This is a genomic window from Psychrosphaera haliotis (assembly GCF_009728465.1).
GTDB lineage: Bacteria > Pseudomonadota > Gammaproteobacteria > Enterobacterales > Alteromonadaceae > Psychrosphaera > Psychrosphaera haliotis.
The window spans coordinates 149,184-165,814 of record NZ_WOCD01000005.1; the positions used below are offsets into that span (position 1 = coordinate 149,184).

A 16,631-nucleotide genomic window follows, 5' to 3' on the forward strand; every position below is an offset into this window, starting at 1 on the left:
TAAAGTCACTCTTAAATGGATAATAAAATTAAAAAGCTCAAGTTTGTAAAGATAGCACACGTAGTATTAATCTGGTTTGTCTTGTTTGGGTGCTTAGCTGCAATGGCCGGTATTGGGGGTTTGTACACATTCTCACAATGGTTAAAACCAGACCAACTCACCACAGATCTTCAAAAGCATGTTAATTCAATTGCTAAAGGCATGCCTGACAACATCATGGATATCGAAAATCAAACGGCCGCTCAGTTTTACATTGACGCCATTCATGGTGAGTCGAAGAATAAAGCCTTTTTCCTATATCGCCTCGAAGGTGGACAACTTATTAAACAAGCCAGCACAAGTCAGCTTAAAGGTTATATCCCTAGCCCAATTTTGGCCAACCACGTTTCAGACTTAAATAGCTGGGTAGAGATTAGAAAAATCATCACAGTAAATGGCGAAGAAACGGGTCTATTAATTGGCACAATGCTCAAACAAAAGGCTGATGTTAGTTTTATATTCAGTTTATTCCTTATTTCACTTATTGGCGCCATTGTTTTAACTCGCTTATTAATCTCACTGTTCAATCAGAATGTGAATAAGAACACTATGCCTTTAATGGCCGAGACCAATTTAATTTTAAATAAAGAGAAGTTTGATAAGCGTTTAGCTCCCAAACGATTTGGTCCATTTGCTATGTTAGCGGCAACCATTAACAGCCTACTTAAAAAGGTAGACGGCCTTAGAGCAGACAATTCAGAATTAGATTTAGCGAATGACAAGCTAGCGCAAGACATGGAAAGTAAGATTAATGAGCGAACCAACGCACTTCGTATGGCTATGGAAGAGGCTGAACAAGCGAATGAATCTAAATCTACCTTCTTAGCAACGATGAGTCACGAAATCAGAACGCCAATGAACGGCATAATAGGGTCTATTGATTTGCTTCGTCGAAGCACATTAAATCAAAATCAATTTAGACTTTCCGATACCATTCGAGAGTCCGCGTTCTCACTTTTAAGAATAATCGATGACATCTTAGATTTCTCTAAAATTGAAGCTGGTAAACTTGAAGTAGAAAGTATTCCTATGTCTATCAACGACATTCTTGAAGCAGTAGGAAGAACCTTGCTGTCGGTAGCGGAACAAAAGAATGTTGAGCTGCGCCTATACTGCGACCCTGCTATCAGCGAAAATCTAATGGGCGATCCAATTAGAATTCGTCAAATCTTATTTAACTTAGCCGGCAATGCTATTAAGTTTACAAACTCGTCTAAGTCTAAAAAAGGGGTTGTTCAGATAAGAGCTGAAATAAGCGAAAAAAACCTCGAATTTACCAATGTAGTATTAAGAGTGATCGACAACGGTAAAGGCATGACTGACAGACAAGTCAACTATGTATTCCAACCATTTAATCAAGCTGAAGGGTCTGTAACTCGTCAATTTGGCGGCACAGGTTTAGGCTTAACAATTTGCCAAAGGTTAACCGACTTAATGTATGGTCACATTGATGTTAAGTCTGAATTAGGTGAAGGTTCCGAGTTTACCGTGTCGCTGCCGCTGCGCTCAAGCGTAGATACACAACAAACACCTAAGCACGAATTTTCAGAGTTAGACTTAGTATGCTTTTCTAGTGACTACCACAACATTGCGGCAATGGAATCTTACGTTAAACACTATAACGCGAATGTTACCGCCTGCCATACTGCAGAAGCCTTAAAGCAGGTTACAGAACATTATCGTTTTGAACAGTCTCACCAGTCAATTTGGGTTATCGACGCAACCATTCAACACGACGATACTGTAAATTTAGTATACGACCTACTTGAACACCCTAACCTATTAAACACACGATTCTTAGTACTAAGTAGCACTATGGACAATCAGGTTCAGGAACATGACCGTGTTTGGTATATGCATGCAACTCCACTGTGCCGAAGTAATTTATTAGAATTAATTCAAGACGTGGCTGACAATAAGAAACACGACCCGTCTGCGCCAAAAGAATCCAATGTAAAATCAGTAGCAGCAATGACTATTGATGAAGCACGTAAAAAGAATCAACTCGTTTTGCTGGCAGAAGACAACGCGATGAACCAACGAGTAATATCAGAGCAACTGAATATGCTTGGTTACGCCGTTGAAGTTGCGAACGACGGACAGGAAGCGATTGAGCTGTGGCGTGAGCATAAATATCCATTAGTACTTACTGACCTTCATATGCCTCATAAAAGCGGCTACGACGTAGTAAAAACTATTCGTGAAGAAGGTCCTAATGGCAGTGACAACGAAAACTTTACTCGCGTTGTAGCTATTACAGCAAATGCCCTAAAAGGCGAAGAACAAAAATGTATTAGCTTAGGCATGGATGGTTATCTTACAAAACCTCTAGAGTTAAATGATTTAGAAGTTGTCATGAAAAAATGGCTAAATATAGACAACAATGAAGCAGCGTCATCGTTGAAAGAAGTGAGCAGAACAAAAGTAACCGAAACTATTCCAAGCTCTGGAGAGCCAATTCAGCAATCTGTGTTGGTAAGTTACTTAGGTAATGATAAAGAAAGACACGTAAAATACTTGGATATGTTCAAAGCGAGAGGCAACGAGTTAATTGATAAAATGAATATCTCTGTTGAGCATACAGATCGTGAAAATCTTAAGAACTTAGCTCACCAGTTCAAGTCTATGTCTAAAAGTGTCGGCGCAATGCCATTGTTTAATTCGGCTTTTGAATTGGAAGAGGTTGCGCATACAGCCGATAGCGCTGACATTGGTTTATTGGTTATTAAAATTCAACAGCAATTTAACGATGTTATCAACTACGTTAACAGCGAATATAAATAACAAAAAGGCCTGACGACAAATTGTTATCAGGCCTTACTTTCCAGCGTATTTAGCGTTTACCAGTAACTAATACTTTTCATATTAGAGGTAAGGCTGAAAATCCGGACTATTTGCTTTTCGGTACGTAACCTTCAATTTCAACGTCTTTACCTTCAAATAAGAAGCCAACCATTGTTGATTCCAACAACTCACGATGATCAGGGTTTATCATAGAAAGCTTATGTTCGTTAATTAGCATGACTTGCTTCTTTTGCCACTCAGCCCAAGCTTCTTTCGAAATTCCGTTAAAAATGCGTGTACCAATTTCACCAGGGTATAATTGAAAGTCTAACCCTGCTGCTTCTTTTTTTAAGTGTTCACAAAATACTTGACGAGCCATAGTTTATATTCGCTTCTAATTAGTGTTTAAACGTATTGTAATAAGGTTAGAGTGCATATGCTACCCCAGTTTCATCTCTATAAATCTTGCAGTAACTTTTTAGCAACCGCCGACAATCCAACTTTGTTCGTTTCTATTTCCCCAGCGTTAAACCACAACTTCTTGTGCTCACCAACTGCAGGCTTTACTTTTGATAAGAATCCAACCGGTAATACAAGCGGTTGGATGTCTAAATGATAATGACTAAAAGTATGCCTAAACAACAAGTTTTCATCAAAATCCAAATCAGCGTCCTCTAAACCTAGCTCATTGAGGTAATCCTGTAACATGTCTAACGTTTCAAACTCTGGGAAACTATATAATCCTCCCCAAATGCCTGATGGTGGGCGTTGATACATAAATACTTCAGAGCCATTTTTAAGCATCAGCATATAAACAAACTTGATCGGCTTTTCTTTTTTAGGTTTAGAAAAGGGAAAATCCGTTTGCCTTGATTGCGCTTTTGCTTCGCACTTTTCAGATAATGGACAAATTTCACATTTAGGTTTGCTTCTTGTGCAGACGATTGCCCCTAAGTCCATCATCACTTGATTAAAGTTTCCAGGTCTAGACGAGGGTGTTAGTTGTTCTGCATAGCTCCATAACGTATTTTCCACTGTTTTTTTCCAGGCCAACCTTCCACTGCATAAAAACGAGTAAGTACTCGCTTTACGTTTCCATCAAGGATTGGGTGGTGCTGACCTAGTGAAAGTGATAAAACTGCGCCAGCAGTGGAACGCCCTACTCCTGGCAAATCTAAAACTTGTTGAAACTCTGAAGGGAATACGCCTTTGTATTCATCACGAACTTTTTTAGCGGCTTTGTGCAGATTCCGAGCGCGCGCGTAATAGCCTAGTCCTGTCCAAAGATGTAACACTTCATCTTCAGGTGCGTTCGCCAAATCAGAAACTGCAGGGAAATTTGCAGTGAACTTCTCAAAGTATGGGATCACAGTTGTTACTTGTGTCTGCTGCAACATCACTTCCGACAACCACACTCTATATGGCGTAACTGATTGTTGCCAAGGCAAATGTTTACGACCATTGATGTCGTACCAATCTAAAGATTGTTTTGTAAACCAACTGCATTCTGTTTTTGTTAACTCTGGCATAACTGTTCTTTTTGTCATTTTTCACTATCTTTAATGCAGCGCACTATAACAAATAATTAACGAATTGACGTAAACAGCTTGAGACACTTGCTCTGCTGTAAGATAATGCGCGCCAAAATTTAATCAATTTCAACTAAAAAATTAAGAAGTCATGACTGATAATACTCGTAACACTGTTGAACAGGCGCAAGCTGAAGGCAAATACATCAGAACTATCAAAAGTTTTGTTAAGCGCGAAGGCCGTCTAACAAAAGGTCAGCAAAAGGCATTAGATCAGTTCTGGCCAACAATGGGGTTAGAGCATAAACAAGGTTTAGTCGACTTTAAAACAGTGTTTGGCAATGACAACCCTGTTGTTTTAGAAATTGGTTTTGGCATGGGTGCGTCACTGGTTGAAATGGCCAAAAATGCGCCTGACAAAAACTTTGTTGGAATTGAAGTTCACCTGCCAGGAGTAGGTGCATGTTTGTCATCGGCAGACGAAGCAGGCGTAACCAACTTACGTTTGTATAATCATGACGCCATTGAGATATTACGTGACTGTATTGCAGATGAATCTTTAACAACTGTACAGTTGTTTTTCCCTGATCCGTGGCACAAAACTCGTCACCACAAGCGAAGAATTGTACAGCCAGCCTTTGTTGAGAGTCTTCGTACCAAATTGAAAATGGGCGGTGTTTTCCATATGGCCACAGACTGGGAAAACTATTCTGAACATATGATTGAAGTAATGGACTCAACGGACACATTCTCTAATATCGCATCAAAAATTAATAGTGCCGCAAATAAAACAAGCGTATTTGTTGAACGTCCTGACAGCCGTCCTCTAACGAAGTTTGAACAACGTGGTCACCGTTTAGGTCATGGCGTATGGGACATTATGTTTGAGCGAGTAAAATAACATGGCTTCTAACAGTGCTTTTCAAAGCGAAAACCAAGTTATCATTCGCAATATAGACCATTTACCTGCAGGCAATATTTTATTGATGGATGCGTTACCAGACGCATCATTAAACGAGTTATCAAAACTACGCCCTGATATTCATTGGACTGTTTACACGCCTTATATTGATACCGCTGAGTATTTATCCTCTCAGTCTGTGTCATCACAAGACAACCTAAAAGTTCACAAGTCTGCTTGGTTAACAAAAGCACAAGCGGGTGAATTTGACGCTGTGATAATCTATTACCCTAAAGCTAAACTTCGCTTTGATTATTATTTGTCGATGGTCAGCCAGCTTTTAAAAACTGATGGCGAATATTTTGTTATTGGTGAAAAAAAGGGGGGCGTAAAAGGCTGCGATAAGGTTTTAAACAAATTTACTACTGGAGCGAGGAAAATCGACTCTGCTAGACATTGTATGTTGTTTAATGCTGTATCAAACAATGAGCCATGCAATAAAACAATGGAAAGCTGGTTTAGTGAAACCAACCTAGAAATTAACGTGTCTGGTGAAACTAAAAAAGTAACGCTTGCGTCCTTACCTGGCGTGTTTAGCGCTAAAGGTCTAGACAACGGTACTGAACTGTTGCTAAAAAACATGTTGCCCGTTGAAGGAAAGGGCATCGACTTTGGTTGTGGTTGCGGTGTTATTGCGACGGTACTGAGCCTAGATTCTAAAAATGAAGTGATTGGCATTGATGTTGACGTTCTTGCGATAGAAAGTAGTAAGCGCACGTTTGAATTGAATAACGTAACTGCCACGGCAATCCACTCAAATGGACTTGCTAATTTGATGAACAAAGCCAATCAGTTTGACTTTATTGTTTCAAATCCGCCATTTCATACAGGCTTGCAAACAGACTATTCAATAGTTGATCAATTTTTAAAAAATAGCGCTGTATTACTTAAAAACCGTTTCAATATGTGGGTCGTGGCTAATTCATTCTTGCCTTACCCAGAACTATTTCAAAAATACCTTAAAAGCGGAAAAACGATAATCAATAATAAACGTTTTTCGGTTTATCACATCCGCTAGTCTTAAAAATTCTATCTAGAGGGGCTTAATGTAGCCCCTTTCTTACCTGTTTTTTTGCCCCTACTTTAGCTATTTCTTAGCTATAGACTCAGAACGATAAAAAATAATTAAAGCAATCGCTTAATTCCACTTCCTTTCTTTATAATAACAACTATTCTATTTAATTAGGTCTACTAATTTAGGTGTATAAGTTTGAATTTTTGTTTCGTTTCTTTTGGGTTAATTAAAGCAAGATAGTTAACATAAATTATGAACAATAGTCTGTCATTAAAATCCGCAATAAACACAGCAATACTGCTCGTGAGCATATTGACTCTTGTGGTGTCCGTTACCATATCCACTTTGACCTATAAAAAAAATCAGAAAGACGAATCAATATATTTAGCGAATACCATTAGCGAGATAATTGCCTATAACGCAGCCGTACCCATTGCTTTTGACCAACGCGTTGGCCTAAACGATTTTTTAAACACCCTAAAAAGCGTGAAAGAAATACTAAATGTTCATATTTACAAAGTGGATGAAGAATCTCAAAGTATAAAGTTTTTTACTAGCTACAACAGTGGTGACATTGCTCCCATTGTAGAACAAAAAGATCGGTTAAATAATCTACTGACCCCTCGCTTTAATGAAAACTATTTAGAATATTCTTTGCCCATAACGCACACAAAGCTAGATACCGTTATTGGTTACATTTATATAAAGCTGTCTACATCAAGCTACCACAATGATTTATATGAATTACTGAAGATTAATCTAATAATTATACTTGCGGTTGTTATCGTCGCCTTTGTCATTGCTCATTCCCTAAGAAACAGAATATTAAAACCTATTACTCGATTTGTAGACGAATTAGAAACTGCGAGCCGAGATCCGTCATTTGCTAAAAAAGTTTCTCCAATTGAATTTGACGAAATTAGTGTTGTTACCAACGCCGTAAATGAACTACTTGCTAAAATTGCCCAGCAAATTAGGCGATTTTCATTGGCAGAAGAAGAAATAACTGAGCTTAATCAAAACCTTGAAGAAAAGGTTGTATACCGAACAAAAGCCCTTAAAGAGTCTAACCAAGAGCTATTAACTGCGCTGGAACAAGTTCATCAGTATCAGTCACAAGTTATTCAGTCGGAGAAAATGGCAAGCTTAGGACAAATGGTTGCTGGCGTTGCACATGAGGTTAATACGCCAATAGGGCTTGGCGTAACAGCATCAACAATGCTTTCCGACCGGATAGACGAGATTTCAAGCAAACTTGATGATAAGACATTAAGTGCAGGTCAATTAACGGCTTTTTTAACAGAGAGCAAAGAAAACACCCAAATAATCTATCGCAATTTAACTCGAGCAGCTGATTTAATTAGCTCCTTTAAGCAGGTTGCAGTCGATCAAACTGCAGGCGTGATTAGAGAGATTAATCTCCATTCCTATTTGGATGAAATTATTACCTCTATGCAGCCTACCTTAAAAAAATATCGCCATATTATTACGGTGGATTGTGATGACAGAATTTCAATTACTACAAAACCAGGTCCACTCAATCAGATAATTATAAACTTGATCATGAACTCCATTCTGCACGGGTTTAAGTCTATGGAGCAAGGTGACATATCTATAACAGCAGAGGAAAGTAACGGAAACTGTATAATTATTTTTAGAGACAACGGTTGCGGTATTGAACAAAAAATTAAACAAAAGGTCTTTGATCCTTTTGTCACAACTTCGCGCGGCGATGGAGGTTCAGGCTTAGGTTTACATTTGGTATACAACTTAGTCACTCAAGCACTTCAAGGTAGTATATCTGTTGAGAGCCAATTAACGGAAGGTGCAATATTCACAATAGAGTTTCCAAGTAAGTTACAGAGCTCAAAACATGATTAAACTTGTTTCTGTAATTCTCACCTTTGTACTATTTAGCTTGCCTAACGAAGTCAGCGCTTACTTTATAGATAGTACAACGGTCAATGGTAGTAAGGTTAATAGTGCAACGATCAATGGTAGTAAGGTTAATAGTGCAACGATCAATGGAACTGCGGTTGATAGTACAACGCTCAATGGTGTTCCAGATATAAAGGCAAAAAAAACAGCAGCAATAATCTATCAGCTCTTCTTTTTTATAGACTTCAACAACGCACAAAAAGAAGCACAGCCTGAATTCTGTTTTGTTGGTGAAAAGAGTTTTGTTATTGGTGAAATACTGAAACAAACACATGAAAGTCGAAAACGAAACATTGATGTGTCTATCAGCAATTGGCAACAAGCTTCAGACGTACCTTTATCCTATTGCCACATTATATATAACGCAGATCCTAAACCATCTGATAAAGAGATAACTAAAGCATTATCAGAAGAGTCGATGACTATTGCGAACAACGTTAATCTTAAAGAAACTGGCAATATTGCTAGCATTTCGTTCCAAGGCACTGCCGTCACCTTTGTTTTCAGTCGGAAACACTTGCGGCGCTCATCGCTAGAAGTTAACCATCAACTAATTAGGGCTTCAGTGGTTATACCTTAAATAAAAGGTTTCCCTTCTAATTAGGTTTTATCGAAATAGTGTAACCACGATAAGAACAATAACTGTAATTTTCGCCATTCACATTTTTGCTACCAGACACAGATACAGAATTAGATAACTTACCAACGTTTAGCACATGCCCTTTGCCGAGCTCTATATGCTTTAATAGTGCTTTTCTGGCGCCAGTGGTACACAACATGTACATTGTTTTTGAAAATGTTTCTGGGCGAAATACTTTGCCAGCCCTAACAACAGGCTGCGAGTATTGGCTTGAACTATACTTCCAATTCGCAAAATCAAAACTAAACTTGCTGTCTTTAAATAGCGCAGTGTCGTCTTGTGTCATAAAGCTCATTACAATATCAGTCAGTTTTGCGGGCGCCAAAGATGCTCTAGTAGTTTCTGTATTGTTAACAACTGTCACACCCCCCTCTCCACTTACTTTCAACTCTAGGTCATTAGCATTTTGTTTTATCGCCAGTACTGTTTCGTTCATCAATGCCAATGCCGTAAGGTAGCTTCATCATTGCTAGCAACCCGAAAAGTCGGCCCTGCCGGCTAATGTTATTAAATTCACTGTCAAAGCTTATGCCGTCAAACAAACCTAATCCCGCCATGCTCATCAAAGGCTCGTTGCCTTTCACATGCTTTTTCGAAGCTTCTAAGTTTGAATAAATTCCAAAACCATCGTTAAGGCTATCTTTACTCGACCCCTGTATAACAAAACCATTGCGCCCTTCATTCCCGCCTAGCGCACGAATTGCTCCACCATTAAAGGCTAAGGTTATTTGCTTATTTTGATGGCGAGACAAAATCCGTTTCCAAACATGATTAGGCTCAATATCGTTAATCATTAAGCTATCTCGAAGGACGATTGGGTCTCCATCATGAAAGTAGATCCCGTCCGCTTCCTCCACAAGATCGATAACTTTATCTGGCTCGCTGCAACTCTCTATGAGCTCTTCATTTAAGTCACCGTAAATACGATCTCTGAAATATCGCTTTGCTATCTTGTGTCTGGTTTCATTAATACTTTTACATGCGGCTTCCACTTTATCTGAGCTAGAAATATCTGTCGTTCTCCATATTTCTGCTACAGCTAAATCTAAAGGCATCCATTTCACATCTAAATCAAACTGTTCAAAAGTTTTAATTAACCAATATACGTCTTCAAAAGCATCTCTATTCGCCGCCGTAACAATTAAAATGTTGTCGCCAGACACATTGTCCACAAACTCTCTTAAAGCTTTTGCTACAAATAGTTGTTTACTGTTGAAGACGTCTATGTTGACATTTTTGTACCTGTCTCTTTGCAAAAAGCGAGTAGCAATTACTCTCTCTTGAAAAACATCTAATATCATTTGCCAGTGAAAGGCATCTAGCTTAGTCGCATCTGGTAAATTAGATTTTCTAAAGAAATGACTTAAACCTTTTTCCGTATAGGATTTCGATAGCTCATTAAGCTTGCCAATATTTGTTAAAAACTCATGCATTTGTTTAGTTTGAATAGAAGGGTCTGCATAATAAAGTGACGCCAAGGTATTTATGTTTTTTGTATTGAGAAGATAACGGTGAGTACTATGTGAATTTTCGTTAACTGCTAATTTAGTTTTGCAGTGTTGCGAATGGGCGGATGTACAAACGTCTAACCCACCACCTATTAATACAGTACCAAACTTTTCTGCATAAACAGGTTGGGTTGATATTAAAAAAACCAAAAGAAAGTAAGAGGTTAATTTGAAATACCGAAACATGCTTTATCACTATCCTATGAACTTATAAGTTTAATCCCGATTCAACACTAGCATATTTATAATTTATTTTTGAACCTTATAATAAAAAGTTGAGTAAAACACTAGGTTATTTGATGAACTAGACCTTGAAAATGTGGTATAAATGACCACTATAAGCTAAACACTAATTTTAATAGCCCTCTCTATGACACATGAGGGCTTTTGTTGTTGAAAATTTTGGAGATTACATGCCAACTAAAATGCCAGACATCGCAAATCAAGCGAAAGCCCAAACTGAAGGCGTACTTGATTGGGTCGGGATGAGCAACATCGAAATGCCTTTAATGGTTGAGATGCAGGGTGAAACTCGTCCTATTTCAGCGCTTGTAGAGGCGTTTGTTAATTTAAAAGAGCCTAAGGCTAAAGGCATTCACATGTCTCGCTTGTATCTTATGTTAGATGAGCTTTCAGTTGAAAGTGCACTAAATATCGAGAATTTAAAGTCGCTTTTAAACAACTTCATTGAAAGTCACCATGACCTATCAAACTCTGCCCACCTAAAGTTTGAGTTTGACTATCATATGCGCCGCAAATCATTGATCAGTGGAAAGTTAGGCTGGAAAGCATATCCAGTTGTGATCACTGGAAACCTGACTGACGGTGTACTTGATATTGAATTAGCGGTTAAAGTGCCTTATTCATCGACGTGTCCGTGTTCAGCAGCGCTTGCGCGCCAGCTTATTCAAAATCAGTTTACAAAAACATTTGACGGACAAGCTCAAGTAAATGCAGAAACTGTTCACGAATGGTTAGGATCTACTGAAGGCATAGTAGCTACTCCACACAGCCAACGTTCTATTGCTGAAGTTAAAGTTAAGCTAGCTGATTCAGTTTCAGACTTCCCAATTGTTGATCTTGTTGACGCTATTGAGTTTGCTCTTAAAACGCCAGTTCAAGCAGCCGTAAAACGTGAAGACGAACAAGAGTTTGCTCGCCTTAATGGTCAAAACCTAATGTTCTGTGAAGATGCTGGACGACGCATTAAAGCATCATTAAACAGCATTGATGGCTACCGTGACTTCTGGTTACGAGTAAACCATTATGAATCTTTACATGCACACGACGCCGTTTCTGTTGCAAGTAAAGGCATTGATGGTGGTTACGCTTCTAAATAAGCTAATATTCAATATTTAAAGTTCCTTGAAAAGCAGCTCCTATTTTTTACGAGCTGCTTTTTTACGCCCTCTTTTGTTACTAAACTACACAAAAAACCTCAACACTTAGAAAACCCTTCAAAAAATCACCAAAACCACTAGCCCGAACTCATTAAATTGTACTTTTACAACATTATTTTAGAGTCATAGTTCTAATTTCCACTTGATTTAAAACCTTCGCAAGGATAGATTATTTACAATTATTGAATTTATATTCATCACGACCCGCTATATCGATGCATTTAAACAAGCCTGAACATTAGTACTTTTAATTTATGACTATACTAATTTAGATATTTGCGCATTGGGTCGCACTTGTGAGGTTAATTTTGAGCAACGACAATAACAATAAAATCAAAACGAGCAATCAAACAACTTTACATAATGAAGATTGGGTAAAAGACAATTGTGGGTTTGGCCTAATCGCTCACCTTGAAGGTGAACCTAGCCATAAGATAGTTCGAACGGCTATTACTAGCTTGGCTCGAATGCAACATCGTGGCGGTGTATCAGCCGATGGAAAAACCGGTGATGGTTGTGGCTTGTTGATGCAAAAGCCCGATCAATTCTTTTCAGCAATTGCCGAACAAAATGGATGGCGTCTTGGCAAAAAATACGCCGTCGGCAATATTTTCTTCAGTACCGACGTTGTCTTAAAGCAGCAAGCCATTGCTATTATCACTAAAGAGTTAGAAAAAGAAACGCTACAGATTGTAGGCTGGCGTCAGGTTCCCACCAATAATGAGGTTCTTGGTGAAATCGCAAGTCAAAGTTTACCGGATATTCAACAAGTCTTTATAAATGCACCTCCAGGCTGGCGTAAAAAGGACTTTGAACGACGACTTTACATGGCAAGGCGTCGAATAGAACAACAAATGATCCACGATCCAGACTTTTATATTCCGAGCCTTAGCTGCTTGGTGACCATATACAAAGGGTTGGTCATGCCAAAGGATCTTGCCGACTTTTACTTAGATCTCGCGGACATTAGAATGTCCACCGCCATCTGTGTTTTCCACCAGCGCTTTTCAACAAACACAACGCCTCAATGGAAACTAGCTCAACCCTTCCGATTCTTAGCTCACAATGGCGAAATCAATACAATTAAGGGTAACCGACAATGGGCGCAAGCTAGAGAATATAAATTCCACTCTCCTCTGATTGCCGATTTAAAAGATGCTGCACCTTTTGTTAATTACCAAGGCAGTGACAGCGCGTCGCTAGATAACATGCTTGAGCTCTTTTTAGCCGGAGGCATGGATTTATTCAGGGCGATGCGACTATTAGTTCCACCAGCTTATCAAAAACACCCACACATGGATAAAGAGCTAAAGTCTTTTTACGAGTTTAACTCTATGCACATGGAGCCTTGGGATGGCCCTGCGGGAATAGTCATTACCAATGGTCGACATGTCGCCTGTAACTTGGACAGGAACGGTTTACGCCCTGCCCGATACATTATTACCAAAGATAAACTGCTAACCCTAGCGTCAGAGTCTGGCATTTGGGACTACACACCCGATGAAGTAATAGAGCAAGGGCGTGTTGGTCCAGGTGAAATGCTCGCCGTTGACACTTACAACGGTAAAGTTTGGTATTCAGACCAAATTGATCATGATTTAAAAGACCGACATCCATATAACGAATGGCTTGAACAAAATATTCGACGACTTATTCCATTTGAAGACTACCCTGCGGATCAAATTGGCACTCGTTTATATGACGATAAACAACAACGTATTTTGCATAAACTGTTTAATTACACTTACGAAGAAATAGAACAAGTCATCAAAGTACTCGCTTGTGACGGACAAGAAGCAACAGGCTCCATGGGCGATGATACGCCAATGGCCGTGATGTCCCAAAAAGTTAGAGACTACTACGACTATTTTCGTCAGCAATTTGCTCAGGTTACCAATCCACCAATAGACCCTCTTAGAGAAAGTCATGTTATGTCGTTGGCAACATGTATTGGTCGAGAACAAAACGTTTTTGCTGAAACCTCAGGATATGCTGACCGTGTTTTATTCAATTCACCTGTATTGATGTATACCGATATAAAACAACTTAAAGAGTATGATCAAGAGCATTACCGCTCAGAAACGTTTTCACTTTGCTTTAACGCCGAACAATTTGATTTAAAGTCAGCAATACAGGGCCTATGTAAAAAAGTGGCGCACAGCGTGGCTGAAAACAAGACGGTTATTGTTACTTTGTCCGATAAAAACCCCACTAAAGATCAACTTGTTATTCCAGCACCTCTCGCTATTGGCGCCGTGCAAGAAACACTTGTTACTCAGCAACTGCGTTGTGATACCAATATTATTGTTGAAACTGGTGGCGTGCGTAACTCTCATCAACTTGCTGTGCTTATTGGTCTGGGCGCTACCGCTGTTTATCCATATTTAGCTTATGAAACCGTTGAGCAATATGTTCAAAAAGGCGATATACCACTCAACGCCAAACAAGCCATGATTAATTATCGCCAAGGTCTCAATAAAGGCTTGTTAAAAATCATGTCTAAAATGGGCATATCAACGGTGGCAAGCTACCGGTGTTCTAACCTATTTGAGCTTATTGGCATTGGATCTGAAATCATGTCTATGTGCTTCCCTCACATTGTAAGCCGAATTGGCGGTGCAGAGTTTGTGGATGTGCAATCAGACTTATCTAGACTCAACAAATACGCTTGGTTAGCTCGCAAAGAATTAGAGCATGGCGGGTTCTTAAAATATGTTCACGGCGGCGAATATCACGCTTATAACCCAGACGTGGTACAACTTTTACAAAAAGCAGTGCAAAGCGGCAATACCAGCGACTACCAAGCTTACGCCGATGCCGTAAATAATCGACCTGCCAGTCATTTTAGAGATTTGTTTAAATTAAACTCTTCCAGCTCTATTCCTTTAGAACAAGTAGAGCCTGTAGAAAACCTATTCCCAAAATTTGATTCTGCCGCTATGTCTATCGGAGCATTAAGTCCTGAAGCACATGAAGCACTCGCAGTGGCAATGAACAGACTTGGCGGATTTTCTAACTCAGGTGAAGGTGGTGAAGATCCTAAGCGTTTTGGCACCGTTAAAAACTCTAAAATAAAACAAATTGCTTCAGGCCGTTTTGGTGTTACGCCTCATTATTTAAGAAATGCCGAAGTTATTCAGATTAAAGTCGCTCAAGGTGCAAAACCCGGAGAAGGCGGTCAGTTACCTGGAGAAAAAGTAAGCCCAGAAATCGCCAAGTTACGCTTCTCAATTCCTGGTGTGACATTAATATCTCCACCGCCACATCACGATATCTATTCGATTGAAGATTTGGCGCAGCTAATTTTTGATTTGAAGCAGGTAAACCCTAAAGCATTAATTTCTGTGAAGCTCGTTTCTGAGCCAGGCGTTGGCACCATTGCTACAGGTGTCGCTAAAGCCAACGCCGATTTAATAACTATCTCTGGATTTGACGGCGGTACAGGTGCAAGCCCTCTAACTTCTGTAAAACATGCAGGCTGTCCTTGGGAGCTTGGTTTAGCAGAAGTGCATCAAGCTTTAGTTGAGAATGGACTACGTCATAAAGTACGACTACAAGTGGATGGTGGCTTAAAAACCGGACTCGATATTGTAAAAGCAGCCATTCTTGGCGCTGAAACTTTTGGTTTTGGAACGGGACCTATGGTTGCCTTGGGCTGCAAATATTTACGTATATGTCATTTAAATAACTGTGCAACAGGTGTTGCAACACAAGATCAAACATTAAGGCAACGTTATTTTATTGGGTTGCCTGAAATGGTCGAAAATTACTTTAAGTTCATCGGCAGCGAAACCAGAGAACACTTAGCGTCACTTGGTGTTGCTAACCTAGTGGACTTAATTGGTCGTACCGACTTACTTGAGATAATTGAGGGTCAAACCGCTAAACAACAAAATTTAGCCCTGCAAAACATTTTAGACTCAGTGACGTTAAATAGCGCACAACCTCTTTATCAGTTTGAGGCCAATATCCCAGCGGATACCGCTGAACTAAACTGTAAAATTGTTGCGGATACTAAAGCCGTATTAAAAGCACGTAGCGGAGGCGAGTTTAGTTACCCTATTCGCAATACTGACCGTTCCGTTCCGGCACAATTATCAGGCGAAGTAGCAGCAAAATATGGCAACCAAGGCATGGCTGGCGATCCTATAAAACTAAACTTTGTAGGTACTGCAGGCCAAAGCTTTGGAGTTTGGAATGCTGGCGGCGTGAATTTACAATTAACCGGCGACGCCAACGATTATGTTGGTAAAGGCATGACGGGAGGCACTATTGTTATTCATCCTCCGCAAGGTGTTGCCTACTTAAGTCATGTGTCTGCCATTATGGGTAATACCTGTTTATACGGCGCAACAGGCGGAAAACTATTAGCTGCTGGTTGTGCAGGTGAGCGATTTGCCGTTAGAAACTCAGGTGCAAATGCCGTAATTGAAGGTGCAGGTGAAAATGCCTGTGAATATATGACGGGCGGAACTGTCGTTGTTTTAGGATCAGTAGGCATTAACTTTGGTGCAGGTATGACGGGAGGGTTCGCTTACCTTCTAGATGAAGATGGCACTTTAGATGAAAAAATAAACCCACAACACGTTGAAGCCTTAAAACTTCCAAACCAATTACATATAGAGTTCTTAAGAGGCTTAATAAACGATCATTACGAAGCGACACAAAGTACTCGTTCATTAGAGATATTAAGTGAGTTTTCACAATGGCATAACAAGTTCAAACTTGTGAAGCCTAAGTCAGTGGATGTAGACCTTTTATTAGGCCACAGACAGCGTTCGTCAAACGAATTACGCATTGAAGCGATGTAGGACTGA

General features: G+C 39.5%; 10 protein-coding genes and 1 pseudogene. 7 read left to right on the forward strand and 4 right to left on the reverse strand.

The genetic code is table 11. The features are described 5' to 3' along the window. The first annotated feature begins 15 nt into the window (after window positions 1-15). Window positions 16-2,823, forward strand: coding sequence for a hybrid sensor histidine kinase/response regulator (locus GNP35_RS11210; protein WP_155696202.1), 2,808 nt, complete (start codon window positions 16-18; stop codon window positions 2,821-2,823). A gap of 106 nt (window positions 2,824-2,929) precedes the next feature. Here the strand turns inward: GNP35_RS11210 and GNP35_RS11215 are convergent, their stop codons facing one another. Together GNP35_RS11215 and mutY are read right to left on the reverse strand one after the other, a co-directional pair. Beyond that, the gene (locus GNP35_RS11215; RefSeq protein ID WP_155696203.1) at window positions 2,930-3,202 is read right to left on the reverse strand and encodes an oxidative damage protection protein; all 273 of its coding nucleotides are present in this window, start codon (window positions 3,200-3,202) and stop codon (window positions 2,930-2,932) included. Window positions 3,203-3,279: 77 nt separating this feature from the next. Further along, window positions 3,280-4,352: pseudogene (mutY, locus tag GNP35_RS11220) on the reverse strand (A/G-specific adenine glycosylase). A gap of 151 nt (window positions 4,353-4,503) precedes the next feature. Between mutY and trmB the strand changes: the two are divergent. The 4 genes from trmB to GNP35_RS11240 all read left to right on the forward strand — a co-directional run bounded on the left by trmB (window position 4,504) and on the right by GNP35_RS11240 (window position 8,846). Further along, window positions 4,504-5,253 (forward strand): tRNA (guanosine(46)-N7)-methyltransferase TrmB, encoded by a 750-nt coding sequence (gene trmB, locus GNP35_RS11225; RefSeq protein WP_155696204.1) that lies wholly within the window; start codon window positions 4,504-4,506, stop codon window positions 5,251-5,253. Window position 5,254: 1 nt separating this feature from the next. Beyond that, a complete protein-coding gene (locus GNP35_RS11230; RefSeq protein ID WP_155696205.1) occupies window positions 5,255-6,331 on the forward strand; it encodes a methyltransferase in 1,077 nt (358 codons plus the stop codon). Between the two features lie 300 nt (window positions 6,332-6,631). Continuing rightward, on the forward strand, window positions 6,632-8,209 hold the full coding sequence (locus GNP35_RS11235; RefSeq protein ID WP_330997799.1) for a sensor histidine kinase: 1,578 nt from the start codon (window positions 6,632-6,634) through the stop codon (window positions 8,207-8,209). Next, window positions 8,202-8,846 carry a YfiR family protein gene (locus GNP35_RS11240; protein WP_155696207.1) on the forward strand — a complete coding sequence of 215 codons (645 nt, stop codon included), beginning with the start codon at window positions 8,202-8,204 and terminating at the stop codon, window positions 8,844-8,846. The genes GNP35_RS11235 and GNP35_RS11240 overlap by 8 nt, the downstream gene beginning before the upstream one ends. A 16-nt stretch (window positions 8,847-8,862) precedes the next feature. On the opposite strand, the gene GNP35_RS11245 is transcribed toward GNP35_RS11240, so the two are convergent. Continuing rightward, window positions 8,863-9,342, reverse strand: a complete 480-nt coding sequence (locus tag GNP35_RS11245) for a hypothetical protein (protein WP_155696208.1) — start codon at window positions 9,340-9,342, stop codon at window positions 8,863-8,865. Beyond that, a complete protein-coding gene (locus GNP35_RS11250) occupies window positions 9,305-10,600 on the reverse strand; it encodes a type 1 glutamine amidotransferase family protein (protein WP_155696209.1) in 1,296 nt (431 codons plus the stop codon). Before GNP35_RS11250 ends, GNP35_RS11245 begins: the two co-directional genes overlap by 38 nt. Before the next feature lie 227 nt (window positions 10,601-10,827). On the opposite strand from GNP35_RS11250, the gene folE2 reads away from it, so the two are divergent. Both folE2 and gltB read left to right on the forward strand, forming a co-directional pair. After that, the gene (folE2, locus tag GNP35_RS11255) at window positions 10,828-11,754 is read left to right on the forward strand and encodes a GTP cyclohydrolase FolE2 (RefSeq protein ID WP_155696210.1); all 927 of its coding nucleotides are present in this window, start codon (window positions 10,828-10,830) and stop codon (window positions 11,752-11,754) included. Window positions 11,755-12,122: 368 nt separating this feature from the next. Further along, the gene (gltB, locus tag GNP35_RS11260; RefSeq protein WP_155696211.1) at window positions 12,123-16,625 is read left to right on the forward strand and encodes a glutamate synthase large subunit; all 4,503 of its coding nucleotides are present in this window, start codon (window positions 12,123-12,125) and stop codon (window positions 16,623-16,625) included. Window positions 16,626-16,631 lie beyond the last annotated feature (6 nt).